Below are 18,939 nucleotides of genomic sequence, written 5' to 3' on the forward strand. Positions count from 1 at the left end.
TTCTCCTACACCAAAATTAAAGCAGGGTTTTCAACAAACTGCTTAAAGCTGGCCAAGAATTTCGCCCCAACTGCGCCATCAATAACTCGGTGATCGCATGACAACGTCGCTGTGACAATCTCACGAACCACTACATTGCCATTTTCGACAACAGCGCGAGATTCCGAAGCACCTAATGCCATAATTGCACCTTGCGGTGGGTTAATAATGGCATCGAACTGTTTAATGCCTAACATTCCTAAATTTGAAATGCTAAAGCTGCCTCCCTGAAACTCGTCAGGTTGTAACTTGCCAGTCTTAGCACGCGTTGCCAAATCACGCATGTCATCGGAAATTTGTGCTAAAGACTTCTGATTTGCTGCTTTTACAATGGGTGTAATTAAACCGTTTGGAATCGCTACGGCCACCGAAATATCCGCTTGAGAGAACTGTAAAATTGATTGAGTCGCCTCATCAAATTGAACATTCACCTCAGGTACTTTAATCAGCGCGGCGGCAGCTGCTTTAATTAGCATGTCATTAATAGAAAGTTTCACTTGGGGAACAGTCTCATTAATCTGCTTACGTAGTTTTTGCAAAGCTTCTACGTTGAGATCGACCACTAAGCGGAAATGCGGTGCGTTACGTTTTGCAGCCTGTAACCGTGAAGCAATCGCTTTACGCATTCCATTCATTGCCACCGTCGTAACGGTTGATTGTGGTTGAGTTGCACATTGCAAAGGTTGTTCATTTACTGGCGTTGGGTTATTACGATAGTAAACGGCCTCAACATCTTCTTTACAGACACGGCCACGAGTACCTGAAACACGGCAGTCATTTAGGTTAATGCCCCACTGCTTTGCTAAACGACGTGCTACAGGCGTTGCTAAAACTTGGCTATCATCGGCCGTAGATTTAACCACTTTAGCTTGAGTTTGCTGCTTAATATCAGGCCACTGACCACCAGCAGCCTGTACAGCCTTCTGGATGTCTTGAACACTAATACGTCCTTCACGACCAGAACCTGTGACTTTCGCTAAGTTCACATTGTGCTTTTCTGCAAGCTTTAACGCATGTGGTGTTGCAAACAACTCATCAGATGTTTGATAGCCTTGTAATGACTCTGGTACAGCGTAGTCATCTTTCGCTACCTTTGCAGGAGCTGAAGCACTAGCTGCTGCAGTCTGTGGTTGTGCTGTTTTTTCAGCAACAGGTGCAGATGTTTCCGCTTTACTTTGCTCCGAAGGTGCTTCGGGTGCTTGAGCTGCTGAACCACCTACTGATGCGATAAACTTTTCAATTTCTGCATCAGAAACTTCACTATCAGCACATACTGCAATAAGACCACCAACAGGTAAAGTATCACCATCTTTCGCTAAAATTTTACGGAGCGTTCCAGCAAAAGGCGCTTCTAACACATTGACGATTTTTGTGGTTTCAATTTCACAAATTTCATCGCCCTTATTAAAGCTATCACCCTCTTTAATCAACCATTGGGCGATCGTGCCTTCTTCCATGGATAATCCCCATTTCGGGATCTCCAGCGTTTTAATTTCGCTCATCCTAAGCCTCCAATGTTTTTCGCACAGCTTGCTCAATACGCTCTACACTTGGAATCCATTCTTTTTCTAAAACTGGAGAGAATGGAACAGGCGTATGTGGTGGCGTTACGAGTTCAACAGGTGCTTTCAAATAGTGGAAACCTTTTTGCGCGATCAGTGCAGCAACATCATGACCAAAACCACAGCGTGCCGCTGATTCATCCACAATAACCACACGCCCAGTCGATGCAACAGATTCTAAAATTCCTTCTTCATCCAGAGGTGAAATTGTGCGAGGGTCGACCACTTCAACCGAAATGCCATCTTTTGCCAGTTTGTCTGCCACTTCATTAGCGCGATGTACCATCAAACCTAAAGCAATAATGGTCACGTCTGTCCCTTCACGGGTGTAATTTGCTACACCAAAAGGAATGGTATATGCATCATCTGGAACTTCGCCTTTAATGTCATAAAGCATTTTATGTTCACAGAACACAACAGGGTCATCATCACGAATAGCCTGAATTAATAGCCCTTTCACATCATATGGGCTAGATGGAACCACAACTTTTAAGCCCGGAACCGCGGCAAATACGTTATATGGTGACTGAGAATGCTGGGCTGCCGCAGAAAAACCTGCACCAATCATACCACGTACAACCATGGGTGCTTTTGCTTTTCCACCAAACATATAACGGAATTTAGCGGCTTGGTTATAGAGCATGTCATGACACACGCCGTAGAAATCCATAAACATTAAATCGGCAACAGGACGTAAACCTGTTGCAGCAGCACCAGCGGCCATACCAATAATTGCAGACTCGGTAATTGGGGTATCAATAACACGTTCCGAACCAAATTCTGTCCATAAACCTTTGGTTACGCCCAATACACCACCGAAACCTTCTAACTGGTTTTCTTCAGTGTTTTTACCGCCGTGCCCACCGCGAACATCTTCACCAACAACAAATACGGTTGGATCACGGCGCATTTCTGATTCAATGGCTTCTTTAATTGCATTACGAAAACTTTTATTTGGCATCTTTACTATTCCTTTAGTAAGAGACATAGACGTCAGTAAGGAGTTGTTCTGGTTTCGGATATGCCGCAGCACGGGCTTTAGCAACGGCATCATCAACATTTGCCTTTGAAGCTGCATCAATCTCGTCTAGTTTGGCTTCATCAATTTTGCCTTTGACTTTTTCTCGGAAAATTTTCAAAGGATCTTTATTTTCTTTGATGAACTCGACTTCTTCTTTAGAACGAATCAAGCCGGGGTCACCTTCGAAGTGGCCATAAAAACGGTTTGTGATGGTTTCAATCACGCTTGGACCTTCACCACGGCGCGCGCGTTCAATGGCAGTTTGAGCGGCTTCATAGACGGCAAAGAAGTCTGTACCATCAACTTTAACTGCCGGTAAACCAAAGCCTGCTGCACGACCAGCAATGTCTTTGCTTCCTACAGCGTAATCATGACCAGTCCCCTCACCAAAACCGTTATTTTCAAAAACGAAAATCACAGGAAGTTTAAGAACAACAGCCATGTTCATCGCTTCAAAAGTAAGGCCTTGGTTTGAACCACCATCACCTGTAAAAGACAGACCGACGCCACCAGTCTTTAAAGTTTTCGCTGTCAACGCTGCACCAATTGCTAAAGGAGGCCCACCACCCACAATCCCGTTGGCACCGAGCATACCTTTATCTAAATCGGCAATATGCATAGAACCGCCTTTTCCACGGCATAGTCCGTCATCTTTACCGAAAATTTCCAGCATCATGGCGTGAATGTCACAGCCTTTTGCAATACAGTGTCCATGTCCACGGTGTGTTGAAGTGATATAGTCTTTGTCGGTTAAGTTTTCGCAAATCCCGACTGCTACAGCTTCTTCTCCGCTATATAAGTGAATAAAGCCTGGAATATCACCATTGGTATTTTCTTCATGAAGTCGATCTTCAAATTCACGAATATCACGCATGCGTTTATATGCTGCGAGTAATTGCTCTTCCGTTAATTGCATATCCTTTTCCTTTATTATCTTGATTATTAAAAATCAACCAAGTTTCAGCGAGTGTTATATATTTCGCTATAAATAATAAAGCTCAATTTAATTTAATATGCTATTAGACTAAAAAGTTTCAAATAAGTTTTTTAGCTATTAATTTTTATTTATCACAAACTTACACCGCAAAAATAAAATTAAAAAATTTTAATTCATTTCATACACTTGTAAAACAAACCTTTAACCAACCTTTATTAATTTATAATATTTGCTGTGCACTATACGCATTAATAAATTCTTTATTTCTTATTTATAGAAATAAAGTTTTTTATTATAACCAGTCAAGTTGCAAATTAATTTAATATAAAATGGAATTTTATATATGGACTTAAAAAGGCAAATAGAGACAGGTATTAAGTTAAGAGGAATAGATAAAGTTTCTCGTATTCCTATTAAAATTTTACCTACCGAAGAACTACCTAAAAAACCTGAATGGATTCGAGCAAAAATAACTGATTTCGAAGAAATTCAACGTATCAAAAATTTATTACGCCAACAAAAGCTACATAGTGTTTGCGAAGAAGCTGCATGTCCAAATCTACCTGAATGTTTTGGTGGTGGTACGGCAACATTTATGATTATGGGAGATATTTGTACAAGACGTTGCCCTTTCTGCGATGTAGCACATGGTCGTCCAATGCCTTTAGATGAAAATGAACCTAAACATCTAGCTGAGACGGTCGCTAACCTAAACTTAAAATATGTAGTCATTACCTCTGTAGACCGTGATGATCTACATGATGGGGGCGCAGCACATTTTGTGAAGTGTATTGAAGAAATCAGAAACCGTTGTCCAGATACGCTAATTGAAATTTTAGTTCCGGACTTTCGTGGCCGTTTAGAAACAGCACTCTCTACATTAAGCTTATCACCACCCGATGTATTTAATCATAATATTGAGACAGTACCGCGTTTATATAAAGCGATGCGCCCCGGTTCGGACTATCAGCATTCATTAAATTTATTAAAACGTTTTAAAAAATACTGTCCTGATATCAAAACTAAATGCGGTCTAATGGTAGGGCTAGGAGAAATTGAAGCTGAGGTTATTGCTCTACTCAACGATTTAAAAGATCATGATGTAGATTTAGTGACTATTGGACAATATTTACAGCCCTCTAAATCACATGCCCCTATTCACCGGTTTGTGAATTTACAAGAGTTTGAAAGATACACTCAGCATGGTCAGCGTTTAGGCTTTAAAAATATCTGGAGTGCGCCGATGGTCCGTTCTAGCTATTTTGCCGATCGGCAATATTTCGGAGAACCTGCCCCAAAGCCATTTTCAAGAGAGGATGTTTTGTCATAGGGCGAGGCGAAATAACAAAACTTACCCAATAGGATAATAGTCAAACCGTTTAAAATTATTTAAGGTAAATGAAATAACGAGGAAATAGTCACAATAAGAAAGCTAAACCTGTTGAGCGGCCACGGATACGCCATTTCAACGATAAAGGAACTTCGATATGGATATGTCAAAACAATTATTATTGCCTTCTACAGACAACCTTCCGTCTTTCTTTAGACCGGAAACAATCTCTGAAACCCCTTGTTTAGGAAAAAAGCCGTCACTCGATCTAGATGCGGCTCCTATATTTGATCTAGATCATGAATGGCAACATTCCTTATTTGGTCGTTCAATCCAAGAGTGCCATAGAAATTTGATGCACATTGCTGAAGATGCAGATATGGCAATTGGGGTGACTGACCCTCACGGTACTTTACTCTGGACATGGAGTAGTACGCCTATGCGTTCATCTGCCGAACAAGTCCATTTTGTTGAAGGTGGACAATGGTCAACCCAAGCAGTTGGTCAAAATGCAATTGGTCTTGCCCTAAATACACATTCTGCAAGCTGTGTTTATTCACATGAAAATCAGATGAACAGCGTTAGAGACTGGGTATGTTATGCAGCCCCGATCACCGATGCAAACACAGGCCAGTTTTATGGCATTATGAACTTATCAACTAAATATCAAAAACATAATTCACTTGGAATTTTAGCTGTTGAACGCTGTGCCGATATTGTAAAACAAGCCATTCAACTTCATCAAAAGAACATTTTATATATTAAGGCGCTAGGCACGCCTAAGGTTCAATACAATCAACATGGCTTGACACTCACGCAGCGTCAAATCGAAATTTTATGTATTCTTGCTTTATGTCCGGAAGGCATAAACTTAGAAGAGCTTCACTATGCCTTATATGGCGATCGACCAGTGAGTACCACTACACTAAAAGCTGAGCTCTCACAGCTTCGAAACCTGATTCCCGATGTGATCGAGTCACGACCATATAGACTTAACTGTGAAATTCAATGTGACTTTCTCATGGCTGAGCAAGCACTAAACTTAGGTTTTACTGCAACCACTTTAACACTGTATAGAGGTAGTTTTTTAGCCAAGTCAGAAAGTCCGTTTTTGTGTGCTTGGAGAGATTGCTTTGATGCCCGCTTGAGTCATGTGATTTATCAAATTGATGATGTAGACCAACTATTACGTGTGGTTAGCCGTGTTCCCGACCGTGTTGATGCCGTTGAACGCTTACTTGAGCTTCTGCCTGAAGAAACACCTTATCGGGCAAAGCTCTTAAAATTGCTTGAATAAAATAAAAGGGAGAATATGTAGAATATTCTCCCTTTTTAAGATGAGATCAAGCAGAGGCTTGAAGCTGTACTCTATAGCAATCGTCTAAAGCTAATTCATAATACCGCAGCCCTTCTTCCGCCGCATGAAATGCTTTTTGCTGCCAATCAGGACGTTCATTGCACAACCGTTTAATCAGCTCCATGGCTTCATAAGGATGTAAATCATCATAATGAGCATGTGCACGTAACCAGGCTAAAGAACGCTTATCAATGGTAACTTCCGGATGATCCGTATAAGCGTGTATGCCTTTATAGACTTGAATAGACCAATCACCTGTCGCCCATTCAATTGCTAAATTAGTCGCAGCCAGACATTCAGCCAAGTTGCCACGGTGACTCATATTCCAAAGAAAATGATTCACCGCATTCATCGAAGCTGGTGGGCGAACACTATCGAGTTGTTCTACCGTTAATCCAAAACCTCTAGCCCAATCCCGATACCACTGTAAATGGCGCTCTTCGACCTTAATATTTTGAATTAACCAATCTCTTGTTTCAGTAACGCCAGGTTCTGCAAAAGCAGTTGCTTTAGCTAACGCACCAGCCATATATGACGGGAAATGCGCTACTAATGGATAGAAATTAAGTAAAGCATAACGGAAACTTTCTAGGCTCAATCCCCCATTGGCCATTTCAGTAAAAAACGGATGTTTACTCACCCGCTCCTTAACTGGCAAAAGATCCTCCCAAAACCGCTGAGACCATCCATTATGCGGCGTAATTTCTAAACTCATTCCATATTGATTTAGAGCAGTCATTGCTAATTTTCCTATTTATATGACAGCAATCATCTGTACTTCACGGCTATAAGTCTATCCGAAAATGATAAAGATACAATCTTTAATCGACCATTTGTAATTTTTTCTCAAAGGTTTCGAATCTTTAGATAATTGTGACGCTAATCATTGAAATGTCGTGATTTTTATCACAATTAGGGGGCGTAAAAATCATTACTTTTTTAAAAAATCTGTATTATTATTTTAAATAAACCACACATTATATAACCAATACTTTTAGATGGAACTTTAATAAAACAAGTCTCATTTTATGCCAACTTCCAATATAGAGAGCATTAATTATGAAGTTGCAAGGTTCCAATATATTGGGACAGGAACAAATAGATTTATTAACCACACGCGGATTAAATTTCGTATGGTTTCCAAAGCAACTTGAAACGATATATCGTTTTCAATATCAAAATGGTGCAGCCTATGAGTTTCGCTATAGAGCACCTATTATTTTAATATTATATTTATTTTTAAGCTTTGGTATATACCAAGTTTTACCAACCGAACAAGTTTTATCCTGGTTAAGCTATTATTCTTGGGTAGGCATAATTGTTTTAATCGCTTGGATTTTATCATTTATTAAAAAATTAAATCAGTGGTTTGATTATTATGTCGGAATTGGTTCTTCCGCTGCCGTTGCCATAACATTTATCTTAATTAACGTTTTAGAAAATGGCCAAGATAATGTACTTTTTCATGCAGCAATGATGTATGCCATTGTGATTATCTATGGTGCGGTAGGCATGCGTTTTTATACTGCCACTATTGCAGGATGGGTCGGCGGTCTTATTGGTATTTTGGTAAGTACCTATTTGAACGGAGACATAGACTGGACCTTCTTAAACCGTACCTATACGTTTAGTAGTTTCTTAGGCATGACCCTTGCCTATGCTACGGATCGTCAGCACCGTGAAAACTATTTACAAAACTGTATGATTGAGCTCAACCGTATTGAACTCATGCAACAAGCTCAACAACTGTCACTGCTTTCTCAACAAGATGCTTTAACCGGGCTTGCTAACCGACGTTATCTTGATGAAACACTTGATAATGAATGGCGACGCGCATTACGCCATGAGACCCCTCTTACTATTATGATGGTTGATATAGACTTCTTTAAACCATATAACGATAGCTTAGGCCATCTCAAAGGTGATCAGTGTTTAAAAGATATTGCGACTGCAATTTCCTCAATTGCTGCTCGTAGTGGCGATTTGGTTGCCCGTTATGGCGGTGAAGAATTCTTACTTTTGTTCCCGATGACAAATGCACAACAAGCCAAAATTCAGGCCGAAAGATTAATGAATGCAATTAAGAAAATTGCTATTGTTCATCCATGTAGTAGTGTTTCACCATACGTAACTATTAGTGTTGGCGTGGCGACCACAATTCCACGTTTAAATGATTCAATTTCTGCTTTTGTTAGTCGTGCTGATCATGCGCTCTATCAGGCAAAAACAAATGGCCGTAACCAATATCAAATTGCTTTGAATGAAGAACAAATTGTAGATCTAACTTAATGATTTATTTTTAAGGTAATCATGTGATTTCAATAAAAATAGAAAAGCCACATACTTTTGATTATGTGGCTTTTTAATACGCTGATTAGAACTAACTATGGTTCAATTGGCGCAAATGGAGGAACAACATCCGCGTTTTGAGCACGGTGGCGTAAGAAATGATCCATTAGAACTATTGCTAACATTGCTTCTGCAATCGGAGTTGCTCGAACGCCCACACACGGGTCATGACGGCCTTTAGTTAACACATCAGTATCTTCACGATTTAAGTTAATCGTTTTACCTGGCGTTGTAATACTTGCTGTTGGTTTTAGTGCAATCGCCACACGAATGGTCTGGCCACTTGAAATACCGCCTAAAATACCACCAGCATGATTCGCTAGAAAGCCATGACTAGTCAATTCATCACGTGTTTCATGTCCAAACTGTCCTGCTACAGCAAAACCATCGCCAATTTCAACACCTTTAACCGCATTAATACTCATCATTGCATGTGCAATATCAGCATCTAAACGGTCAAAGACAGGCTCCCCCCAACCTACAGGAACTTTTTCGGCTAAAATTTCTAACTTAGCACCGCAACTTGTACCTTGCTCACGTAAAGATGTAACTAATGCTTCAAAACGAGGAACAGCATCTACATCGCCACAGAAAAATGGATTATTTGGAACTTCATTCCAATCTAGTTTTTCAGCAACTTCATTACCAATTTGAGTCACATGACCGCGAATCAAAACACCAAATTTTTCTGCTAGATATTTCTTCGCAATAGCACCCGCTGCAACACGCATAGCAGTTTCACGAGCACTTGAACGGCCACCACCACGATAGTCGCGGAAACCATACTTTTGCGTATAAGTGTAATCTGCGTGACCCGGTCTAAAAGTTTGTGCAATATTTCCATAATCTTTCGATTTTTGGTCTGTATTGCGAATGAGTAAACCAATTGGCGTACCAGTAGTTTTACCCTCAAACACACCCGAAATGATTTCAACCTGATCAGGCTCTTTACGCTGCGTCGCAAATTTGGAGGTTCCCGGCTTACGGCGATCGAGATCTTTTTGCAAATCTTCTTCGGTTAATGCAAGGCCTGGTGGCACTCCATCAACAATTGCCATTAAACCAACCCCATGCGATTCACCGCATGTAGTCACACGAAAGAGTTGTCCAATACTGTTCCCTGCCATATGTACAACTCCTTAAACTTGTTCTTCAAATAATTTTCTATAACGACGACATTGTTCAGCAGTCAAAGCAAAAATACCTGAACCACCTTTTTGGAAAGTAAGCCAGTTGAAATCAACTGTATTAAAGTTTTGGCGCATTGCCCATTCAGAGTTACCGACTTCAATAACAATAAGACCATCTTCCGTTAAGTAATCTGCCGCTTGAGCAAGCATTTTACGAACCAGGTCTAAACCATCCTGACCTGCTGCTAATGCAAGTTCAGGTTCATGTAAAAACTCTTCCGGCAAGTCAGCCATGTCTTCGGCATCAACATACGGAGGGTTACTTACAATTAAATCGTATTGGTTTTCAGCTGGAATTTTTTCAAATAAATCCGACTCAAGTAATGCAACTTGGTATTGTTTACTGTGATGTTCAACATTAATTGATGCTACTTCTAAAGCTTCTTTAGAGATGTCTGTTGCATCTACTTCTGCATCTGGATAAGCATAAGCTAAAGCTACCGCAATACAGCCAGAACCTGTACACATATCTAAAATACGTTGTGGCGTTTTAGGCTTGGTATTTTCTGGTAAGTTATTAAGCGCTTCACGCATTTGGCCATTTTCATCTAAACAATATGGCGCAAAACGTTGCTCAATTAACTCTGCAATTGGTGAGCGAGGAATAAGTACGCGCTCATCCACATAAAATGGCTTATTAAAGAAATAAGCTAAATTTAATAAATAAGAAGTCGGAATACGCTCATTAATACGGCGTTCCAACAAGCTTAAGAATTCTGCTTTTTCACTTGGTAAAAGCTTCGCATCTAAAATCTCTGAATCTGCTGACCATTCAAGAGATAAGGTTTGTAAAACTAATGCAGAGCTTTCTGCGAAATAATCTTCAGTACCTTGTCCTAAATGTGCATCATATTGACGTAATGCTGACACCCCAAAACGAATAAAATCTCGAATTGTTGATAAATTTTCAGCAGCTTCCTGTAAATGTTCAGGGCTAATCGTCGGTCGCTCCACTTAGGCGTCTCCAAAGGCAAATTTTGCAAAGTGACTATTCTACTGAGTGAGGTAGTGCAAAGCAACGCTTTGCCTTGTGAACCAGTGTTTTACATATCTATCTCGAACAGTCACGGCTCAAAAACAAAATACTTTGTTTTAATTAAGAAATAATGAACTTTTAAGTAGGGTGAAATTTAGTCTATAAAATAAAAAAGCGGCCTTTCAAAATGGGCCGCTCTTTAAGTATTTTTAGTTTAAAGCTTAAGTTTTTCTGCCACATAATCAGAATCTTTATCGCCACGGCCCGACAGATTCACCACGATCATGGTTTCTTTCGGCAGTTTTGGCGCTTCACGTATTGCCCATGCGACAGCATGTGAGCTTTCAAGCGCAGGAACAATACCTTCAACTCGTGATAAGGTCATAAACGCATCTAAACATTCTTGGTCAGTTGCAGTGCTATATTCCACACGGCCTAAATCTTTTAAGAAACTATGTTGTGGCCCAACACCAGGATAGTCCAATCCTGAAGCAATAGAATGCACAGGTAAGGGTTCACCAGCCTCATTTTCAAGAACATAACATGCCATACCATGAATTTGGCTTGGTTTACCTAATGTTAGGGTTGCCGAATGCATATTTGTATCTAGCCCATGCCCAGCAGGTTCAACTCCTACAAGTTTCACATCTGAATCATTTAAAAAAGCTGTAAACGCACCGATTGCATTTGAACCGCCACCGACACATGCGACAACACAATCTGGATTTTTTCCAAATCGTTGATGCGTCTGCTCTTTAATTTCCTTACCAATAATTGATTGAAAATCTCGAACCATTTTAGGAAATGGATGTGGACCAACCACAGAACCAATCGCATAAATAAAATTTTTAGGATCTTTTAAATATTCTTCAAACGCGCTATCAACCGCATCTTTTAAGGTTGCTGTACCGCGAGTTACTGACACCAAATGAGCGCCCAAAATTTTCATTTTGACCACATTTGGATGTTCTTTTTCAATATCAACTTGACCCATGTGGATCTCACATGGAATACCCACTAGAGCACAAGCCGTTGCTAAAGCAACCCCATGTTGACCCGCACCAGTCTCGGCGATAACTTTCTTTTTGCCCATATATTTAGCAAGTAGAGCCTCACCTAAACAGTGATTAATTTTATGGGCACCGGTATGATTTAAGTCTTCACGTTTTAAATAAATTTGCGCGCCACCTAACTGTTCTGAAAGGCGTTTTGCATAAAATAAAGGACTTGGACGGCCGACATAATTTGCAAAGAGGTCTGCTAATTCATTTTGAAATTCTGGCGTATGGCGAATTTCTTCATAAGCAACATTAATTTCATCCATTGCTTCTTTTAAATGTGGAGGAATAAATTGCCCTCCATATTCACCAAAAAATCCTTGTTCATTCGGTAAAGCAATACCATTAATTTGATGTTGCATATCATCCCTCTTTTTAAATTATTAAAGTTATCAAGTTTATCGAGAAAGGTAACGCGTCAAATCCTCAATGCCTTTTAGGGTCATTGGATACATATGGTTTTCAAAAATCTCTTTAATCCAACCAATTGTTTGAGTGTAATGCCAATACCCTTCTGTTTCAGGGTTTAACCATGCTGTTTTATCAAAATGCTGACGTAGGCGACGTAACCAAACTTCACCTGCTTCATCATTCATATATTCAACCGAACCACCTACCGATTTCAGCTCATACGGTGCCATACTGGCATCACCTACGACAATTACACGATAGTCACGTCCATAGGTATGAAACAAGTCCCATGTGTTCATGCGAGTAGCTGTTCTTCGGTAGTTATCTTTCCAAACATAGTCATAAAGACAGTTATGAAAATAAAAGTATTCAAGCGTTTTAAATTCTGTTTTAGCTGCGCTAAATAACTTTTCACATTGGGCAATGTGTGCATCCATCGAACCGCCTACATCAAACAACATGAGCACTTTGATTCGATTTCGACGCTCTGGTACCATTTGAACGTCAAGAATACCCTGCTTGGCCGTTTCACGGATTGTACCGTCAACGTCTAACTCTTCGGCAGCACCTTGTCTTGCAAATTTACGTAAACGTCGTAAAGCAATTTGCATTTGGCGGGTACCAAGAACTTGGTCATCATCTAGATTTTGGTATTTACGCTGTTCCCAAACTTTAACCGCCGAACGCTTACGGCCCGGCCCACCAATTCTGACGCCTTCCGGATGGTCACCAAAAGCACCAAAAGGTGAAGTTCCACCCGTGCCAACCATACGGTTACCACCTTGATGTTTTTTATGCTGTTCACGTAAACGCTCTTCTAGCATTTTCATCAGTTCTTCTAAAGAACCTGCTTTTTGAAGTTCAGCTCTTTGCTCTGGTGTTAAATGCTTTTCTAGAAGTTCTAAGTCGAACCAGTCTTTTGGTAATTTATGAACTTGTTTGAGTAACTCATCAATATCAAAGGTTTCTATGCCATCAAAGTAATCTTTCATGGCACGATCGAACTTATCAAAAAAACGTTCATCTTTAACTAAAATGGTTTTAGCAAGTTGATAGAACTCTTCTTGATCGGCAAAAACTAGCCCTTCGCTTACTGCACGATTTAAATCAATCAATTCACGAGTCGTGACTGGAACACCATATTTTCGTAAGGTGTAAAATAACCGCACAAACATGGGTTATTCCCTCCTTTAACGTCGCGACATGAAAGCCAAACGTTCAAGCAGTTGTACATCTTGTTCGTTTTTAATGAGTGCGCCATACAAAGGTGGAATAGCTTTTGATGTATCTCGATTACGTAGTACATCTTCAGGCATATCATCTGCCATAAGCAGACTCAACCAATCGATCAGTTCAGATGTAGATGGTGGTTTCTTCAAGTTAGGAATTTCACGGAGCTTGAAGAAAACTTGAAGCGCTTCATTTACCAAAGTTGCAGAGATATTCGGGAAATGTACCGAGATAATTTCGCGCATCGTTGCTTCATCTGGGAACTCAATGTAATGGAAGAAACAGCGACGCAAGAAAGCATCTGGTAATTCTTTTTCATTATTTGAAGTAATAATTACGATTGGACGTTGAGTAGCCGTAATTGTTTCGCCTGTTTCATAAACATAAAAAGACATTTTATCAAGTTCATGTAACAGGTCATTTGGAAATTCAATGTCTGCCTTATCAATTTCATCAATTAAAAGCACACAGCGCTCTTCACTGGTGAAAGCTTCCCACAATTTACCGGGCTTAATATAGTTCTTAATATCGTAAACACGATCATCACCAAGTTGGCTATCACGCAAACGAGACACAGCATCGTATTCATATAAGCCTTGCTGTGCCTTAGTCGTTGACTTGATGTGCCAAGTAATGAGTTTTAAACCAAGACTTTCTGCCACTTGCTCGGCAAGTAAAGTCTTACCTGTACCCGGCTCACCTTTAACCAATAAAGGCTTTTGCAAAGCACGAGCTGCTTTTACAGCAAGTTTAAGACTATCAGTCGCGATATATTGATCTGTACCGGTAAAATGTTGGGTATCAGCAGACATGTAGAGACCTTATTTTTCTATTTCAATGGTTAGATGGAACGCATGCTTTTGTTTGTTATATATTTTGACCAACAATAGCCAATAACCAAACCTAGACCGATTACAAACAGAATTAAGGATAAATTTGACCAGATTAAAGGACTGTCTTTAGTTAAAACACCAAATAGTAGTCCAAAAATAGCTGGCGCTACAGATGCATTAGGCCCTTCCGAAACAGTCGGTGTCACCAAAATAGCAAAAACAACTAACCAGCTTATTGCGCCCAAAGTGGTAGGTAAGCGGCGCATTAAACGCCACCAGCACCACAAGGCAATAATAGCGCCAACGCCATAAGCTGTTAAAGCAATAATCTCTTCAGGAATTGCATCGAGAGAAGAAAGTAATTGATTTAAAATTCCAGCTTGATCTTCACGCACCACGTAAGCCCTCTGGTTCAACTGCATTTGGGTTAATTAACCCTTCTGGCGGCATCTGAATAAAGAAGCCTTTTGTTTGTAATGAGTCTAGAACATGTAAAACATTTACACGCGCTAATTTACGTGTTGGAGCCAATTCTAAATGCATGACAAACGTTGCGCGACCAAAGGCTTGTAAAACAGCTTCTGGAACTTTTTCAAACGGATCGGCTTGCTCCGTTTCATCAGGATAGTTTGGACGAGCAATATAAATGTACATTTCATCTTTTTTGCTCGATCTATAAATATCACAGTGCATTTCAAATCAACTCTTGAACTAAGGACAGCATACATGAAAAAAAACGACAGACACACGCAGGTTTGTTTACGCATCAGTCGTTTTTTCTTTTCTTGCGAAATATTAACCTACAACAATCATTAAGGTCGATAAATAACTTTTAATTTTCCAAAGTTTTAAATTTTCAACCTTCATTAACTCTTTAATTTTACATAAAAAATCTTTTTGTCGACTTTTATAAAATAAAAATTTTACATTTTAAAAACAATAAAATTTGAACTAAAGCAGACTAGCTTTGATTTAATCTATTGAATTTTATAAATTTACGGTTAAGTATAAAGTTAAATAAGGCCTAAATAAGATTCAACTTATGTATACAGGATAAGACATTATTTAACCGTTTTTGATTTTTAATATGATTCAATAATAGAAGATCTTAAAAGAAAATATGGAGGTCTATGCTATGTCTCGTGGCGACAAATCATCTTATACAGCAAAACAAAAACGTCAGGCGAAACATATTGTTGAGAGTGAAGTAGATAGAGGTCATTCTCAAGAAGAAGCTGAACGTATTGCATGGTCTACCGTCAATAAACAAGATGGCGGCGGCAAGAAAAAATCACATTAAAACTACCACTGGATACTTCTTTAGTTGGCCTATGACTAAAGAAGTATCTTTTCAACATGCTAACGCAAGCATTAAAAGAGTCTTGAGCCTTGCATATAATCATTACTCACCTGATTTAGAGTTTTTAAGATTATATGGTCATCTTGAGTACTTAAGGCTTCATTTAAGCGATTCATATAATTCACTAACATTTCTTTCGAAGCTTGAGCGAACTCGGTAGTTACCGCTTCATCTTCATATAAGATGACATAACTACGGGCAAACCCATAAATGAGATAAATTACAGCTTTTTCGTTTAAGTCTGATGAGTGTTTGAGATGGTGTTCACAGGCACTTTTTAAATTCTTAAATGCATCTGTACCAGTAGATTGATTTTTGAAAGATGAAAGTATTGTTTGGAAGTTCATATCCATATTCCACTCAAAAAGTAAAACTACAGAAGAAGGATAAACCTGTCAAACAATATGTTGATTATTATGAATTTAGATTGTAAAAAATTATAAAAAACGCCCAAAACTATGGGCGTTTTCATTGAACAAAAGCTTAGAAACTGACTTCAATATTGACTGTTGTACCAGATTGCTCAATATTGGTTGAGACATTAAAACCTCGTGTTTTTAACTCTTCCTCTACCTGTGTGATATGTTCAGGATGCAAAGCATCTATTGGAAATTGAAAAACTGCCCGTCGTTTACCTTCTTTCGAGATTTCCTCGGTTCCAGATAAAATTTTTTCTAACAATAGTGCTTGATCTATTTTTACGTCTTTCGCATTTTTTCTTGCCTGTTCAGCATTAAAATTATTCGTCATATTTATATCTCTAATTATTAGTAGTTTTCATTTATAACATAAAAAAAATGATCTCAATATTAGCTTATTATTGATTTTAAAAACTTTTTACACCTCCATATATAAAATTAGAGGCCTCCTCTCCCCGAGAAGGCCTCTATATTTCTGCACCGAAACAAACTTATAGTTATATATTGTTTATTTTGAAGTTGTTTTTCTTGCTACCAAGAATATACAGACCTGTATATATACACAATTGAATTTTTCTCACTAATAAAGTTAATTTAATTCAGCATGACTTTCTATAATTAAGATTAACTCATCTTTTTATAATTTAAACTTTATTAAATCAGCAGAATGTAAACTCAAACTAAACAAAAAGTTAATCTTATAAAGACTAACTTATTAAATGATTTTATTTTAAAGTTATATTAACGAACACCAACTGATCAGTTATTAATCAGATAAGTTATTTTGAATCTTAAAATTCAATTTAACTGAAAATTTTTCTTAATACCTAAACCTAAAATAAAAGACTGGCTTTCTCTTCTTTAAATAACTGAATAAGCGGCTTAGTTAAAAGCTCATAGCGCCAACCTAATAAATAATCTGGGAGGTCCTGTTCATCACCTTTAGTAAGCACATGCTGATGAATCGCATTTAACCATTTCTTACGTAGTAAAACTTCTTTAGGTATAGAGGTTTGTTCTATCGCTTTAGCAATCAATGCATCCATTTTATTTAGGGTTTCTTTGGATGTAATTTTAAAAGGTTTAGCAATTTTAGCTGGCCAGTGTCCTTCAACAGGTAAGTCTTTTAAAAGATCAAGAATAATCTTACCGTATTCACGGACAACATTCGGACGAATATCTTTTACTTGAGATAATTGGAAACTATTGCGTGGATTTTTTTCGACTAAATCAATCATCGTCGAATTTCTAAGGATAAAACTACGTGGCTGGTTTGTTGCTCTAACCACCTCTTCACGCCACTCACTTAAATTTTGCAATTGCATTAATTGGCGGCGTGAATGACGATAATTGCCCACATCTGTATATAACAATGGGGTTGGTGTTTCACTAATAATTTCTTTCGTTAAACTACTACAATCCTCAAGAACATACTCATAAAGCCCTTTTTGTTTGAGCTGATCTTTAATATGGTTAGCCAATTGCATAAGGTATAAAACATCATTTGCCGCATAGCATAGCTGTTGCGGAGATAGAGGACGTGCCAACCAGTCCGATCGAGTCTGGTCCTTTTCAATATCAATCTCTAAACAAAGCTTTAATGCACCTTGATAACTTACTTGTAAACCATGTCCCAAAAAGGATAATCCAACTTGAGTATCAAAAACATTTAATAGGTTTTGTTCATCGGCATAGTGATAGATTAAATCAATATCTTCACCACATGCATGAAAAATATTTTGTTGAGCAAGAAAGATTTTTTTCCAAAACTCGCTTAAATCTAAAGACACTCCATCCAGCAAATATACATTTCCGTTGACATTGACTTGACATACTCCAAGTTTAGGCCAAAGGGTATCAACCTTAATAAATTCTGTATCAAGCCCATAAGTTGAACATTGATCCATTTGTTGAAGAACATCAACCAATTCGGTTTGCTGTTGGATAAACTGAAACATGCTTTCTCAAGTAAATGCAAAGAGTGCTTTAAACTCTGGTATATATAACATAGGATTAGAAAAATGCTACTGAATCCTTGATGAATAATCTATTTTTGAACAGTTTTCCAAAAAAGAGATAATTTTTTGATCATTATTTTAAATTTTTCAAATTTAATGTCCTTCTAAATGTTTATTTTTTACAAAAGCTTTTTTTAATTTATATATTCACTGAGTCGTTTTTAAAAATATGTTTTTGTCTTTTAAAAAGATTTTTTGATAATACGATATTATTCAAAAAATCTTTGAAATAAGCACCTAGGTACTTATTTCATACGCATACGGTTATGAACAGCCTGACTTAAGGTATGACTATCCACATATTCAAGCTCGCCACCTTGTGGTACGCCTTGAGCAATACGTGTCATATGAATAGGTAAATGCTTCGTCGCTTCAACCAAATAATGCGCTGTCGCCTGACCTTCCACAGTAGCATTAGTTGCCAAAATGACTTCTTCGATCGTACCTTGGCTTAACCGTTGGATTAGATAAGGAATACCTATTTCTTCTGGCCCGATTCCATCTAATGGAGAAAGGTGCCCACCCAACACATGGTATTTGCCACGAAAACTACCACTTTGCTCGATTGCCATAACATCTGCCGGAGACTCAACTACACAAAGCAATTGGTCATCTCTTTCTGTTGAAGCGCAAATATCACAAATTTCGTGCTCTGTTAAAGAGTGGCAAACACTACATTCATGAATATAACTTGATGCTTCATGTAGAGCATGTGCTAAAGCAAATGCACCTTCACGATTTTTCATCAAAAGATGTAAAGCCATACGTTGGGCCGACTTCGGTCCAACGCTAGGCAAAATACGTAAAGCTTGAACGAGTTGTTCAAATCTATCACTAAACACTGATTTT

General features: G+C 38.5%; 19 protein-coding genes. 4 read left to right on the forward strand and 15 right to left on the reverse strand.

Annotated features, from left to right (window positions below; all coding sequences use genetic code 11):
• Positions 1-5: 5 nt before the first annotated feature.
• The 3 genes from MKL36_RS04855 to MKL36_RS04865 are packed head-to-tail and all read right to left on the reverse strand — an operon-like array spanning position 6 to position 3,538.
• Positions 6-1,541, reverse strand: coding sequence for a 2-oxo acid dehydrogenase subunit E2 (locus MKL36_RS04855; RefSeq protein ID WP_021510789.1), 1,536 nt, complete (start codon positions 1,539-1,541; stop codon positions 6-8).
• A gap of 1 nt (position 1,542) precedes the next feature.
• Positions 1,543-2,562 carry an alpha-ketoacid dehydrogenase subunit beta gene (locus tag MKL36_RS04860; RefSeq protein ID WP_001133053.1) on the reverse strand — a complete coding sequence of 340 codons (1,020 nt, stop codon included), beginning with the start codon at positions 2,560-2,562 and terminating at the stop codon, positions 1,543-1,545.
• Between the two features lie 13 nt (positions 2,563-2,575).
• Positions 2,576-3,538, reverse strand: a complete 963-nt coding sequence (locus MKL36_RS04865; protein WP_001177517.1) for a thiamine pyrophosphate-dependent dehydrogenase E1 component subunit alpha — start codon at positions 3,536-3,538, stop codon at positions 2,576-2,578.
• Between the two features lie 364 nt (positions 3,539-3,902).
• On the opposite strand from MKL36_RS04865, the gene lipA reads away from it, so the two are divergent.
• Positions 3,903-4,889 carry a lipoyl synthase gene (lipA, locus tag MKL36_RS04870; protein ID WP_000364554.1) on the forward strand — a complete coding sequence of 329 codons (987 nt, stop codon included), beginning with the start codon at positions 3,903-3,905 and terminating at the stop codon, positions 4,887-4,889.
• Between the two features lie 157 nt (positions 4,890-5,046).
• Positions 5,047-6,186 carry a helix-turn-helix domain-containing protein gene (locus tag MKL36_RS04875; protein ID WP_000367581.1) on the forward strand — a complete coding sequence of 380 codons (1,140 nt, stop codon included), beginning with the start codon at positions 5,047-5,049 and terminating at the stop codon, positions 6,184-6,186.
• 46 nt (positions 6,187-6,232) lie between these two features.
• On the opposite strand, the gene MKL36_RS04880 is transcribed toward MKL36_RS04875, so the two are convergent.
• Positions 6,233-6,985, reverse strand: a complete 753-nt coding sequence (locus MKL36_RS04880; protein WP_000126114.1) for a TenA family transcriptional regulator — start codon at positions 6,983-6,985, stop codon at positions 6,233-6,235.
• 320 nt (positions 6,986-7,305) lie between these two features.
• On the opposite strand from MKL36_RS04880, the gene MKL36_RS04885 reads away from it, so the two are divergent.
• On the forward strand, positions 7,306-8,535 hold the full coding sequence (locus MKL36_RS04885) for a GGDEF domain-containing protein (RefSeq protein WP_000775756.1): 1,230 nt from the start codon (positions 7,306-7,308) through the stop codon (positions 8,533-8,535).
• A gap of 95 nt (positions 8,536-8,630) precedes the next feature.
• On the opposite strand, the gene aroC is transcribed toward MKL36_RS04885, so the two are convergent.
• The 7 genes from aroC to MKL36_RS04920 all read right to left on the reverse strand — a co-directional run bounded on the left by aroC (position 8,631) and on the right by MKL36_RS04920 (position 14,986).
• Positions 8,631-9,722 carry a chorismate synthase gene (gene aroC / locus MKL36_RS04890; RefSeq protein ID WP_000918444.1) on the reverse strand — a complete coding sequence of 364 codons (1,092 nt, stop codon included), beginning with the start codon at positions 9,720-9,722 and terminating at the stop codon, positions 8,631-8,633.
• Between the two features lie 12 nt (positions 9,723-9,734).
• Positions 9,735-10,739, reverse strand: coding sequence for a 50S ribosomal protein L3 N(5)-glutamine methyltransferase (gene prmB / locus MKL36_RS04895; protein WP_021510790.1), 1,005 nt, complete (start codon positions 10,737-10,739; stop codon positions 9,735-9,737).
• A 236-nt stretch (positions 10,740-10,975) separates the two neighbouring features.
• Entirely contained in the window at positions 10,976-12,181 is a 1,206-nt protein-coding gene (gene trpB / locus MKL36_RS04900; protein ID WP_001164651.1) for a tryptophan synthase subunit beta, read from the reverse strand.
• Between the two features lie 36 nt (positions 12,182-12,217).
• Positions 12,218-13,405, reverse strand: coding sequence for a vWA domain-containing protein (locus MKL36_RS04905; protein WP_000498059.1), 1,188 nt, complete (start codon positions 13,403-13,405; stop codon positions 12,218-12,220).
• 15 nt (positions 13,406-13,420) lie between these two features.
• Entirely contained in the window at positions 13,421-14,272 is an 852-nt protein-coding gene (locus tag MKL36_RS04910) for an AAA family ATPase (RefSeq protein WP_001271636.1), read from the reverse strand.
• 29 nt (positions 14,273-14,301) lie between these two features.
• Positions 14,302-14,688, reverse strand: a complete 387-nt coding sequence (locus MKL36_RS04915) for a hypothetical protein (RefSeq protein WP_001206390.1) — start codon at positions 14,686-14,688, stop codon at positions 14,302-14,304.
• Complete coding sequence (locus MKL36_RS04920) at positions 14,681-14,986, reverse strand: YcgL domain-containing protein (RefSeq protein ID WP_000543500.1); 306 nt, start codon at positions 14,984-14,986, stop codon at positions 14,681-14,683. The genes MKL36_RS04915 and MKL36_RS04920 overlap by 8 nt, the downstream gene beginning before the upstream one ends.
• Before the next feature lie 442 nt (positions 14,987-15,428).
• Between MKL36_RS04920 and MKL36_RS04925 the strand changes: the two genes are divergently transcribed.
• Positions 15,429-15,593, forward strand: coding sequence for a hypothetical protein (locus MKL36_RS04925; RefSeq protein ID WP_000086293.1), 165 nt, complete (start codon positions 15,429-15,431; stop codon positions 15,591-15,593).
• 71 nt (positions 15,594-15,664) lie between these two features.
• On the opposite strand, the gene MKL36_RS04930 is transcribed toward MKL36_RS04925, so the two are convergent.
• The 4 genes from MKL36_RS04930 to recR form a co-directional block, all read right to left on the reverse strand.
• A complete protein-coding gene (locus MKL36_RS04930; protein ID WP_000367437.1) occupies positions 15,665-16,006 on the reverse strand; it encodes a hypothetical protein in 342 nt (113 codons plus the stop codon).
• A 130-nt stretch (positions 16,007-16,136) separates the two neighbouring features.
• On the reverse strand, positions 16,137-16,403 hold the full coding sequence (locus tag MKL36_RS04935) for a hypothetical protein (RefSeq protein ID WP_000183704.1): 267 nt from the start codon (positions 16,401-16,403) through the stop codon (positions 16,137-16,139).
• 502 nt (positions 16,404-16,905) lie between these two features.
• Entirely contained in the window at positions 16,906-18,030 is a 1,125-nt protein-coding gene (locus tag MKL36_RS04940; RefSeq protein ID WP_000486120.1) for a ribonuclease D, read from the reverse strand.
• A 305-nt stretch (positions 18,031-18,335) separates the two neighbouring features.
• The gene (gene recR, locus MKL36_RS04945) at positions 18,336-18,932 is read right to left on the reverse strand and encodes a recombination mediator RecR (RefSeq protein ID WP_000490551.1); all 597 of its coding nucleotides are present in this window, start codon (positions 18,930-18,932) and stop codon (positions 18,336-18,338) included.
• Positions 18,933-18,939 lie beyond the last annotated feature (7 nt).

This window comes from Acinetobacter sp. AOR12_HL, assembly GCF_027855275.1.
Classification (GTDB): domain Bacteria; phylum Pseudomonadota; class Gammaproteobacteria; order Pseudomonadales; family Moraxellaceae; genus Acinetobacter; species Acinetobacter baumannii.

What these genes read in the sequence shown, in the direction of transcription:
- MKL36_RS04855 (WP_021510789.1), bottom strand. Translation starts at nt 1,541, where the DNA reads ATGAGCGAAATTAAAACGCTGGAGATCCCGAAATGGGGATTATCCATG.
- MKL36_RS04925 (WP_000086293.1), top strand. Translation starts at nt 15,429, where the DNA reads ATGTCTCGTGGCGACAAATCATCTTATACAGCAAAACAAAAACGTCAG.
- MKL36_RS04935 (WP_000183704.1), bottom strand. Translation starts at nt 16,403, where the DNA reads ATGACGAATAATTTTAATGCTGAACAGGCAAGAAAAAATGCGAAAGAC.
- MKL36_RS04920 (WP_000543500.1), bottom strand. Translation starts at nt 14,986, where the DNA reads ATGCACTGTGATATTTATAGATCGAGCAAAAAAGATGAAATGTACATT.
- MKL36_RS04880 (WP_000126114.1), bottom strand. Translation starts at nt 6,985, where the DNA reads ATGACTGCTCTAAATCAATATGGAATGAGTTTAGAAATTACGCCGCAT.
- MKL36_RS04860 (WP_001133053.1), bottom strand. Translation starts at nt 2,562, where the DNA reads ATGCCAAATAAAAGTTTTCGTAATGCAATTAAAGAAGCCATTGAATCA.
- MKL36_RS04885 (WP_000775756.1), top strand. Translation starts at nt 7,306, where the DNA reads ATGAAGTTGCAAGGTTCCAATATATTGGGACAGGAACAAATAGATTTA.
- MKL36_RS04875 (WP_000367581.1), top strand. Translation starts at nt 5,047, where the DNA reads ATGGATATGTCAAAACAATTATTATTGCCTTCTACAGACAACCTTCCG.
- MKL36_RS04940 (WP_000486120.1), bottom strand. Translation starts at nt 18,030, where the DNA reads ATGTTTCAGTTTATCCAACAGCAAACCGAATTGGTTGATGTTCTTCAA.
- MKL36_RS04910 (WP_001271636.1), bottom strand. Translation starts at nt 14,272, where the DNA reads ATGTCTGCTGATACCCAACATTTTACCGGTACAGATCAATATATCGCG.
- lipA (WP_000364554.1), top strand. Translation starts at nt 3,903, where the DNA reads ATGGACTTAAAAAGGCAAATAGAGACAGGTATTAAGTTAAGAGGAATA.
- trpB (WP_001164651.1), bottom strand. Translation starts at nt 12,181, where the DNA reads ATGCAACATCAAATTAATGGTATTGCTTTACCGAATGAACAAGGATTT.
- aroC (WP_000918444.1), bottom strand. Translation starts at nt 9,722, where the DNA reads ATGGCAGGGAACAGTATTGGACAACTCTTTCGTGTGACTACATGCGGT.
- MKL36_RS04905 (WP_000498059.1), bottom strand. Translation starts at nt 13,405, where the DNA reads ATGTTTGTGCGGTTATTTTACACCTTACGAAAATATGGTGTTCCAGTC.
- MKL36_RS04930 (WP_000367437.1), bottom strand. Translation starts at nt 16,006, where the DNA reads ATGGATATGAACTTCCAAACAATACTTTCATCTTTCAAAAATCAATCT.
- MKL36_RS04865 (WP_001177517.1), bottom strand. Translation starts at nt 3,538, where the DNA reads ATGCAATTAACGGAAGAGCAATTACTCGCAGCATATAAACGCATGCGT.